General features: G+C 73.6%; 9 protein-coding genes. All 9 read right to left on the minus strand.

Features of this window, described 5'->3' with window-relative positions:
• Nucleotide 1: 1 nt before the first annotated feature.
• Genes ACIBTX_RS25275 through ACIBTX_RS25315 form a run of 9 tightly spaced genes read right to left on the minus strand, consistent with a single transcriptional unit; the run spans nt 2 to nt 9,626 of the window.
• Entirely contained in the window at nt 2-1,204 is a 1,203-nt protein-coding gene (locus tag ACIBTX_RS25275; RefSeq protein ID WP_357169244.1) for a 2-oxo acid dehydrogenase subunit E2, read from the minus strand.
• A complete protein-coding gene (locus ACIBTX_RS25280) occupies nt 1,197-2,210 on the minus strand; it encodes an alpha-ketoacid dehydrogenase subunit beta (protein WP_396833086.1) in 1,014 nt (337 codons plus the stop codon). Before ACIBTX_RS25280 ends, ACIBTX_RS25275 begins: the two co-directional genes overlap by 8 nt.
• Nucleotides 2,203-3,141: a thiamine pyrophosphate-dependent dehydrogenase E1 component subunit alpha gene (locus ACIBTX_RS25285; RefSeq protein ID WP_357125628.1), complete on the minus strand. Its 939-nt coding sequence runs from the start codon at nt 3,139-3,141 to the stop codon at nt 2,203-2,205. The genes ACIBTX_RS25280 and ACIBTX_RS25285 overlap by 8 nt, the downstream gene beginning before the upstream one ends.
• The gene (locus ACIBTX_RS25290; protein WP_357125631.1) at nt 3,138-3,386 is read right to left on the minus strand and encodes an acyl carrier protein; all 249 of its coding nucleotides are present in this window, start codon (nt 3,384-3,386) and stop codon (nt 3,138-3,140) included. The genes ACIBTX_RS25285 and ACIBTX_RS25290 overlap by 4 nt, the downstream gene beginning before the upstream one ends.
• Nucleotides 3,379-5,262, minus strand: coding sequence for an HAD-IIIC family phosphatase (locus tag ACIBTX_RS25295; RefSeq protein WP_357169250.1), 1,884 nt, complete (start codon nt 5,260-5,262; stop codon nt 3,379-3,381). Before ACIBTX_RS25295 ends, ACIBTX_RS25290 begins: the two co-directional genes overlap by 8 nt.
• Nucleotides 5,263-5,300: 38 nt before the next feature.
• Complete coding sequence (locus tag ACIBTX_RS25300) at nt 5,301-6,329, minus strand: 3-oxoacyl-[acyl-carrier-protein] synthase III C-terminal domain-containing protein (protein ID WP_357125637.1); 1,029 nt, start codon at nt 6,327-6,329, stop codon at nt 5,301-5,303.
• Nucleotides 6,326-8,014 (minus strand): hypothetical protein, encoded by a 1,689-nt coding sequence (locus ACIBTX_RS25305; RefSeq protein WP_396833087.1) that lies wholly within the window; start codon nt 8,012-8,014, stop codon nt 6,326-6,328. Before ACIBTX_RS25305 ends, ACIBTX_RS25300 begins: the two co-directional genes overlap by 4 nt.
• Complete coding sequence (locus ACIBTX_RS25310; RefSeq protein ID WP_355048096.1) at nt 8,011-8,241, minus strand: acyl carrier protein; 231 nt, start codon at nt 8,239-8,241, stop codon at nt 8,011-8,013. The genes ACIBTX_RS25305 and ACIBTX_RS25310 overlap by 4 nt, the downstream gene beginning before the upstream one ends.
• Nucleotides 8,238-9,626, minus strand: a complete 1,389-nt coding sequence (locus ACIBTX_RS25315; RefSeq protein WP_357125645.1) for an MFS transporter — start codon at nt 9,624-9,626, stop codon at nt 8,238-8,240. The genes ACIBTX_RS25310 and ACIBTX_RS25315 overlap by 4 nt, the downstream gene beginning before the upstream one ends.
• Nucleotides 9,627-9,630 lie beyond the last annotated feature (4 nt).

Consider the following 9,630-nt stretch of genomic DNA (forward strand, 5'->3'; position numbering starts at 1 on the left):
GTCACTCCTCGGCGAGGTGGTCGGGGGACTCCAGGGCGGCCTTCACCGCCTGCAGGAAGGCGACCGCCTCCCGGCCGTTGACGACCCGGTGGTCGTAGACGGCGCTCAGGTTGACGAACCGGCGGGTCACCACCTGACCGTCCGCGTCCAGCGCCAGCTCGTCCTGGGTCCCGCCGATCGCCACCACGCAGGTCTGACCGGGAAAGACGATCGGCCCGGCGAGCACCACGTCGGGATCGGTGTGCAGGGACACGACGATGGTCCCGCCGGCCAGCTCGCCGGCCCGGAAGCCCTCGCCGCCGGCCCGGCTGCGGAAGTCCATCAGCGTCTCGGCGATCTCCGCGCAGGTCAGCTCCTCGACGTCGCGGACCACCGGGATGAACAGGCCCGTCCCGACGTCGATGGTGACGCCGACGTGGGCCGCCTCGGCCAGCCGTACGCTGCTGCCGTCGCCGGGGGAGGCGAACAGCAACGGGTGGTCCTCGCGCAGCCCGCCGATCACCTTGACCAGCAGTTCCGGCAGACCGACCAGGGTGCGGGTGGCGCGGGTGAGCTGCCGGGCGACCGCGAGGGCGGCGTCGGCCCGTACCTTGATCACCGCGAGCGCCGCCGGCACCTCGCGGTGCGACTCGGTGACCACGGCAGCCACCGCGCGCTGGGCGCGGGAGAGCGTGTGCACCGGGCGCGGGTCGTCCGGCTCCGGGCCGTCGCCGGCCGCCAGCGCGGCGGCCGCGGCCACCACCACCGGCTCGGTCGCGGCCGTGGGCGCCGCCGACCGGTCGGCCAGCAGGCGTTCCACGTCGGTACGCCGCACGACCGCCTTGCCGAGCCCGCGCAACTCGTCGTCGCCCAGGCCGTGCGCGGTGGCGAGTTCCCGGGCCGAGTCGGTGAGTACGGGCCCACCCGGTCGGGTGTCGGGCGTCGGGGCGGCCGCGGTGACCGCTGCGGCGAGGAACCGCTGCCGCGCCTCCTCGTCGTCGAAGACGTGCCCGATGACGTCGCCCGGGGCGCACTCCTGGTTGACCTCGACGAGCCGGTGCAGCACGCCGTCGCCGTCGCTGAGCAGCTCCTCGGCCGCCTTGGACGTCTCCACCTCGGCGATCGGCTCGCCGGCGCGGATCCGCTCGCCGTCCTCGGCCAGCCAGTCGAGCAGGACGTACGTCGTGTCGTTGTTGTTGAGCTTGGGGACGACCAGGTCAGTCACCACTGACGACCTCCTTCACGGCCTGGTGGATGTCGGCGTCCTGCACCAGCACGGTGCGTTCGAGGTGCGCGGCGGTCGGGATGACGCTGTCCGCGGAGTGCACGAGACGTACCGGCGCGCGCAGCGATCCCCAGAGCCGCCGGTGCACGACCTGCGCCAGCTCCGCGCCCCAGGTGCCGCCGGCGGTGCTCTCCTCGGCCACCACGACCCGTCCGGCCCGCGCGATCGGCGGCAGCAGGGCGTCGGTGTCCAGCGGCCAGAGCCGCGAGGGCACCAGCACCTGGCAGACGACGTCGTCGCGCAGCAGCAGCTCCCGGGCCACCGACACGGCCCGGGCGGCCAACCCGCCGGGTACGACAAGCACGCAGTCGGCCTGCTCCTCCTCGTCCACCCGAACCCGGGCGACGTCGGCGTCCGGGCCGATCAGGTCGTAGCGGAACAGCTCGTCCACGACGCCGTCGGCGTACATCCGTGTGGTGTAGAGGACCTTGTCCTCGAAGAGCAGTCCCGGCCGGCCGGTGGCGAGCATGCCCGCGAGCACCGCCCGGTTGTCGTGGAACGGCGACACCTCGTGCACGCTCAGGCCGGGAATGCCGACGAAGTGCTTCAGCGGGCTCTGACTGTGCGTCGGGCCGTACCCCCGGTTGCCGCCGGTGGGGCAGCGCACCACGAGCCGCATCGGCACCCGCCGGCCGTACATGGCGGTGGACTTGCTGGCGAAGTTGAGGATCTGGTCGAACGCCAGCGCCACGAAGTCACTGAACATGATCTCGACGATCGCGCTCTGCCCGGCCAGGGCCAGCCCACCGGCCACGCCGACGATCCCGCCCTCGCTCAGCGGGGTGGACAGCACCCGATCCGGCCAGCGCGCCGACAGTCCCCGGGTCACCTTGAACGCCCCGCCGTACGGGTCGACGAGGTCCTCGCCGAGCACGCTCAGCGTGGGGTCGTCGGCCAGCAGCGCGTGCAGGGCCTGGTTGAGGTTCTCCACCACCCGCTCAGCCACGGTTCTCCTCCGTCCAGCGGCTCGCCGGGCGGCCGGCGACGTCGGCGACGACCTGGGCCACGTACGCCCGTTGGCGTTCGTCGCGCGCGTCGAACTGCTCCGGGTACGCCCGCGCGTAACGCGCGTACCAGTCGTGCGCCCGCGCGTGCGCGATCTCCTCGGGGCGACGGCTGTCGTCCCCCTTGCTGTGCGGCCCCACCCGGTGGGTGAGCAGCTCCACCACGTACGGCGTGGACCGCTCGCGGACCCGGCGCAGCGCCGGTGTCAGCGCGGCGCGGACGACCTCGGTGTCGGTGGAGGTGATCCGGAGGTGGTCCACCCCGAAGGCCCGCGCCCGGCCGCCGATGCTGCCGGCGAGCTGCGCGGTCGTCGGCGTGGACTGGGCGATGCCGTTGTTCTCTACGACCAGCACCAGCGGCAGGCCCCACAGCGCGGCCATGTTCAGCGCCTCGTAGACGGCGCCCTCGCCCCACGTGCCGTCGCCCAGGTAGACCAGCGCCAGGCGGCCGGGTTCGGTGCGCTTGAGGTGCAGCGCGACCCCGGCGGCCACCGGCGCGCTCTCGCCCTGCACCCCGGTCGACAGGTAGCGCTCGCGCAGGATGTGCTGGCTGCCGCCGACACCGTGGCACACCGCGCCGTCGCGGCCCATCACCTCGGCGAGCAGGCCGTGCGGGTCGTCGAACCGGGCCAGGTAGTGGCCGTGGCCCCGGTGGTTGCTGAACACGAAGTCGTCGTCGTCGAGCAGCGGGCGCAGCGCCACCGGCACGTACTCCTGGCCCAGGCAGGTGTGCGTGGTGCCGTGCAGCTCGCCCCGGCCGAACATGTCCAGCAGCGCCAGCTCGAAGTGCCGGATGAGCAGCAGCAGGTCCAGGTCGGCGTCGGTGAGCCGGGTCGGCGCGGTGGGCGCCACCTCGGTGCGGGTGGCGGTCACCGGACGACCCCGTCCCGCTCGGCGGCGACCAGGTCGACCAGCTCGCCGACGGCGGTCACCGCCAGGTACGCCCGCAGGTCCAGGCGTACGCCGAGGTCGTCCTCCAGCGCCGAGAGCAGCCGCAGCGCCTCCAGGCTGGTCCAGTGGGCCAACGACGCGAACCGGACGTCGGGCGTGATCTCCTCGGCCGGTACGTCCGCGACCTGCTCGATGAGGCCCGCGACGGTGGTGAACAGGTCAGGCACGGATGTCTCCCTCCTCCAGGGCGATCCACGCCGGCAGCAGCCGGGGCGGGGGGTGCAGTGGCAGCACGTGCCGGGTGGTGCCGTCCTCGACGGAGGCCACGGTGAAGCCGGCGGACGGCCAGACGGCCCCGCCGGGCTTGTTGCGGGCGGTGGGCCGGAACAGCGCCTCCAGCCGGGTCGCGCCGGCCGAGCGGGCCAGCTCCGTCACCCGGTGCAGGGCCGCCTGCTCAACGCCCCGGGAGAACACCCGGCAGCTCAGCACGAAGTTCTCGATCACCCAGGCGTCCGGATCGGTCCGGTCCAGCCACAGGCCGCCGACCAGCCCCTCCGCGCCGAACCGGTCGGCCACCTCGACGGTGAGCACCAGGTGGTCGGGGGAGTCGGCGCGGGCCCGGGTCTGCGCCTCGGTGTGCGCCCGTTCGGCCATCGTGAACTGGTTGGTGCGTAGCCCGAGCTGCGCGACCCGGGGCAGGCTGTGCGCGTCGACGTCCCGGACGCTGACCCGCAACTTCAGCTCGTGCAGGTAGTCGGCCGCGGAGTCGAACGTGGCGGCGAACCGCTCCCGCCCGGCGCGGGCCCGGTACAGCTCGGTGCGTTCCCGGTCGGTTGCGCCGGTGGACAGTACGGTGAAGTGCCCCTCGGTGAGCAGCCGCGTGGAGAAGCCGGCCGGGTCGCCGGCCAGCTCCACCACCCGTACGCTCGGCAGCTCGTGGCGTACCAGCTCGCACTCGAACGGGCTGTCGTCGGCGAACACGACGGCGTCCAGGCCCAGGTTGAGGCTGGTGGCGAGCTGGCGCAGGTTCTCGTCCTTGCGCCCCCAGTTGACCGCCTGCGCGACGAAGTCGTCGGCGCGCAGCAGCAGGTCCGGATGTTGCGCGAACGCCTCGGTCACCAGGTCCGGGTCGTTCTTGCTGCACACCGCGAGCAGCACGCCCTGCCGGCGCAGCGCCAGGGCGCGACGTTGCACGTCCCGGTGGCAGTTGCCCGGGTAGTCGGCGCCGAGTCGGATGCCGGTGAGCCCGTCGTCGCCGAGCACGCCCGCCCAGAGCGTGTTGTCCAGGTCCAGCACGAGCACCTTGGCCGTCCGGCCGAGGGCCGCCCGGCAGAAGGTGGCCGCCTCGTGGGCGTACCGGCGTTCCACGGTGGGCGTCCACGCCATGCTGGCGAACCGGTACAGGCGCTCGTCGCGCACCGGACCGTCGTGGTCCACCAGCAGCGCTTCCAGGTCCAGGGTGTACGTCGTGTCCCGTCCACCCAGCTCCAGGAGCTGGGCGTTCAGCTCCCGCCAGAGGAGGCCCAGCTCGGCCCGCCCCCGGAAGCTGACCAGACTGCGGTGTTCCAACGGCGACAGCGGCACGGTGTGCAGCAGCACCGCGCCGTCGGTGCGGGTGGCGTACCCGCGCAGCGCGGCGGTGAGCACGCCGGCCCGTTCGCGCAGCACGTCGGCGAGGCCGGCCAGGTCGCCGGGGTCCCACTCGGCGGGCAGGAACCAGCCGTCGTGCAGCAGGCAGAGCGTGACGTCCGGCCGGAACTCGGCGAGTGCCGAGCCGGGGTCGCTGAGGTCGAGCACGAGCTGGTCGAAGCCGGAGACGTGGATCTCGGCGGCGATGCCGATCCGCAGCAGCGCCACCCGCAGCAGCGGTTCCAGCGTGCCGGGCGTGAACGTGCCGGTGACCGCGACCCGCAGCGGGCGCAGCGGGAAGTCGGGGCTGGCCAGCTTCTCGACGGGTACGTCGGCGAGCAGCCGACCGGCGGACGCGACGGCGGTGACCGCCGCGTCGTCCAGGTGGACCAGGCCGGGCGCCAGCTCCGGGTCGGCGGCCGCGCCTGGTCGGCGCAGCCGGCGGATCCGGTGCAGGACCTCCTCGACTCTCATGTTCGGTGTTCCTTCCCGTGGGTGGGTGCGGCGGCCGGTCAGACCCGCAGCAGGGTGCAGACCCAGTGCATGCCGCTGCCGGTGCTGGTCAGGGCGACCAGGTCGCCGGTGGCCACCTCGCCGCTGTCGAGGTGGCGCTCCAGGCTGATGAGTTGGTCGGCGCAGCCGATGTGACCGTGCGCGAGGGCCAGCTCGACGTTCGTGCGTTCCAGCTCCACGCCGAGGTCCTTGGCCAGCTCGGCGAACTGCCGGGCGTTGTCGTGGAAGTGCACGAAGCGGCGGACGTCGGCGAGCGTGACGCCGGCCCGGTCGCAGGCCGCCTGGACCACCTGCCGGTTGCGCTCCCGGATGGTCGCGACGAACCGGAACATCCGCCGTACGTCCCCGGCGAAGAACTCGTTGAGCCGGTCCGCCGGGTCACCGACGCGGGGGGTGCCGGCGTCCGGGGTGAACGGCTGGGCGGCGCCGCCGACGGGCATCCGCATGAAGCCCGCGTACCGGCCGTCGGTGATGGTCTCGGTGGCCAGCCAGCGGCACCGGTCGTGGTCACGGACCAGCACGGCCGCCGCCGCGCCGTCGGAGAAGACGCTGGTGTTCACCTCCATCCGGTTCCAGTAGGGCTCGCACACCCGGTTCGCGCCGATCACCAGCGCCGTCCGGTAGTCGGGATGGGTGGCGAACCGCCCGGCCACCGTGTCGAACGCGGCCACCCCGCCGCCGCACGCCTGGTTGAGCAGCACCGCCTCGGCCCGGTGCGCGCCGAGGCGGGCCTGGGTGTGCGCGGCCGGGTCCCAGTAGAGGTATTCGGCCAGGTCGGGGATGGCCAGCACCACGAGGTCCACGTCGGCGGCGGACAGCCCGGCCCGGTCCAGGGCCGTGCCGCCGGCCACCACCGCCAGGTCGGTCACCCCGACGGTGGGACCGGCCCGGTGGAAGGTCCGGTACTCCCAGGACCGCAGACGATCAAGATCCTTGGTGTACGCGGCCGCGGCCGCCGCCACGTCGACCGGCTCGCCGAGGACGTGGGCCAGGGCGGCCACCCCGACGCCGACCGGCGGCGCGCTCATGGCCGTACCCCCGTGGTCCGGTCGTCGCTCGCGTGGATGGCGCGTAGCCGGACCCGAGGATCGGCGGGCGCGAGATTGTCCACCTCGGACAGGAAGCGCCGGGCGGTGCCGTTGCGGCCCGTGTCGGTCCACCGGACGACCACCTCGTCCGCGCCGGCCGCGCCGGCCCGGCGGGTCACCTCCCGCAGCACGGCCGCCTCGACGCCCTTGCCCAGCACGGGACAGGAGAGCGAGAAGACGTCGACGGTCCAGCGGTCGGCGCCGCGGTCCAGCGCGACGAGGCCCGAGGTGCCGTAGTCGCCCAGCCGGTCGCGGACCCGGATGGCCAGGAGGTCGGCGGCCCGCGCGGCCAGCGCGGCGGCCGGTGGGGCCGACGTCAGCGCGAAGTCGTGCGCGCGGGCTACTACCTCGGCGACCTCGGCGACGCCGTCCGCGACGACGGGCAGATAGTCGACCTGGACGTCCAGGCCGGCCACGAAGTCGTCCAGGGACAGTTCGGCGGGCGCGGCGAGGGGTCCGGTCCCGCCGCCCATCCACCGTCGCTCCGGTAGCCGGTCGGTCAACCGCGCCGCCCGCAGCTCGTCCGGCCACGCCGTCGGGTCGGCCCCGAGCAGCACGCGCCGCGGCGGCCCCTCGACCGCCGGCCCGTCGCCGGTCGGCTCATCGCCGGTCGGCCTTTCGCTGGTCGGCCTTTCGCTGGTCGGCCCTTCGCTGGGCGGCCCTGCACTGGGCGGCCCAGCACTGGGCGGCTTGAGCTGGGCCGCGTCGACGCCGGCGAGGACGAGCTGCGCCGGTGCCACGTCCAGCGCCTCGGCGATCTCCGCGAGCTGTGCGCCGATCGGCCGGTCGTCGGTGACCCAGCCGTCGAGCACGCCCAGCAGGTCGACGGCGTCGCCGTCCGACCAGCACCCGTCGCCGGTGGCCCGCAGCGCCATCCGTACGCCGGCGGCGCGCAGTTCGCGCAGCGCCGGCAGCAGGTGCGCCGCGCCGGTCAGCCCGTCGCCGTCGACGACCAGCGCCCGGCAGCCCGTGCCGAACCAGGACGCCACCAGCGTGGCGGCGGTCGCCCCGAGCCGGGCGAAGACCTCCTCGGTGTACGGCACCTTGGCGAGGCGGAACAGCACCGGGTGGTGCGCCCGCTCGTCGCCGACGGCGCGTACCGCCTCGTCGGCGTCGACGAGCAGCACCCACGGGTCGCCGGCCAGCCGGTCGCGCAGGCGTTGCCGGACGACGGTGGCGCTGGCGGCCACCCCGTCGGCGTGCATCGCGTCGGCCGGCCCGGACGGGCGGGCCGCGGGGATCGCCGGCAGCACGTACACCAGCAGGGCGCCGTGCCGACGTGCGGCGGTGACGGCCGCCTCGGCCCCGGCCAGCAGCTCCGTCGCCCAGGCGTCGCCGCCCGCGCCGGGTTCGCCCGCTTCCTCAAGGCGTTGCGCCACCACCAGCACGTCCGGCCGGACCTCGGCGAGGAAGCCGTCGGTGGCCAGGCACTGCTGCACGACCTGCTGGAACGGGCCGACGGTGAGCGTGGCGGAAAGGCCGCGCTCGTGCAGGTCCAGGCCCAGGTACGGCACCAGCGGGTCCGCCGTGTAGCTGGCCAGCAGGGCGACGCGCAGCGTCGGGGCCGGCCGCCGGCGGCTGAGCGCCTGCCAGCGGGCGCGTCGGGTGAACAGGACGGTGCTCATCGCGTCTCCGTGCCCTTGGCGCGCAGCACCGTCCGCAGTTCGCCGACGCTGCGCACGTCGCGGATCTCGTCGAAGGCGAAGGAGAGCCCGTAGACCTCCTCCAGGGTCACCACCAGTTGCAGGTGGCGCAGGCTGGTCCAGGTGCCGATGGTCTCCGGCCCGGACTCGTCGGTCACCTCGGCCGGGTCGACCTCCAGGACCCCGGCCACCACCTCGGTCAGCGTCACTTCGCCACCACCGCGCGGTCGTCGGTCAGCTCGTCGGTGCCGGTCGGCGAGGGCAGCGGGGCCGGCGGGTCGGTCGGCTCGTCGTAGTCGGGCAGGTCGGTCTCCATCCGGCGGATGCTCGGCGAGGCGAACCCGGCGGCTGCCACACCGATGCCGAACAGGCCGACGATCACGAAGATCAGGCCCATTCCGGCGCCCGGTCCGCTGCCGACCAGCCACCCGAAGTACGGCACGCCGGGGCCACCCTCGCGCATCATCGGCTCAAACCAGCGGTCCGCGGCGATACCGGCCAGGGCGGTGCCGCCGGGGTACGCCAGGTCCTCGATGAACTGGCGGGCGGCGAAGACCCGGCCCTGGTGGGACGGCTCGACCTTCTCCTGCCACACCGACTGGGCGTACCCGTCGATGAAGGGGATGGACAGGTGCAGGAAGAGCAGGGCGACGGACCAGACGATGATGCTGTCCCCGACGCCGTAGACGATCCGGCCGAGGACGCTGAAGACCAGGATGGCGACGAGCATCCGGCGGATCTTGTGGCGGGTGTTGGGCAAAAGCCCGAGCAGGAGCGCGCCGGCCACGCCGCCCACCGCGCCGATGGTTTGCACCAGACCGACCGCGTTGGTGCTGCTGTCGGTGCGGGCCAGGATCTGCGGCACCAGCAGGGCGAAGCCGACGGCCGCGAGCACGTTGATGGCGAACATGATCGCCTCCAGCCCGGTGAACGCCCGGCTGGCCAGGATGTAGCGGAAGCCGTAGATCGTGTCGTACCAGAAGCCGCCCTCGTCCGGCTGGGTCGAGCGGGGCCGGGGTGGGAGCTGCACCAGCAGCACCGCCCCGATCGCCACCACGTAGGAGAGCGCGTCGACGAGCAGGATGACCTTGATGTCCATGAAGCCCAGCAGGGCGGCGGCGAAGCCGGGAGCGAAGATCACCGGAATGGTCCGGACCGCGAACATCATCGCGTTGGCCCTCGGGTACTGGCCCTTCTCCATCATCACCGTGATGGTCGCCTGGTACGCGGGGAGCTGGAACGCGAGGAACGCCCCGGTCACCAGGTTGACCAGGTAGAGGTGCCACACCTCGACCGAGCCGCTGAGGAACAACAGCAGCACGACGGCGGTGGTGAGCGCCGAGCCGATGTCACTGAGCACGATGGTCAGTCGTCGGCCCCACCGGTCGACCAGCGCGCCGGCGATCGGGCTGAAGATGACTGTCGCGCCGAACGCGAACGCCATCAGCATGGTCAGGTCGAAGGCCCGGCCGGTGGCGTCCCACACCCAGATGCTCAGGGCGAAGTTCGTCATCCGGGTGCCGAGCGCCGACAGCAGCTGGCCGAACCAGATCGTGGTGAACCCGGCGAACCGGGACGGGCGTCGGAACGCCATGGGG

Origin of the sequence: Micromonospora sp. NPDC049359 (genome assembly GCF_044466585.1) — a bacterium.
In the GTDB taxonomy this organism is placed as follows: Bacteria; Actinomycetota; Actinomycetes; order Mycobacteriales; family Micromonosporaceae; genus Micromonospora.

Excerpts from the sequence above, each read along its gene's own strand:
- ACIBTX_RS25295 (WP_357169250.1), bottom strand. The coding sequence starts at position 5,262 with ATGAGAGTCGAGGAGGTCCTGCACCGGATCCGCCGGCTGCGCCGACCA.
- ACIBTX_RS25300 (WP_357125637.1), bottom strand. The coding sequence starts at position 6,329 with ATGAGCGCGCCGCCGGTCGGCGTCGGGGTGGCCGCCCTGGCCCACGTC.
- ACIBTX_RS25305 (WP_396833087.1), bottom strand. The coding sequence starts at position 8,014 with ATGAGCACCGTCCTGTTCACCCGACGCGCCCGCTGGCAGGCGCTCAGC.
- ACIBTX_RS25315 (WP_357125645.1), bottom strand. The coding sequence starts at position 9,626 with ATGGCGTTCCGACGCCCGTCCCGGTTCGCCGGGTTCACCACGATCTGG.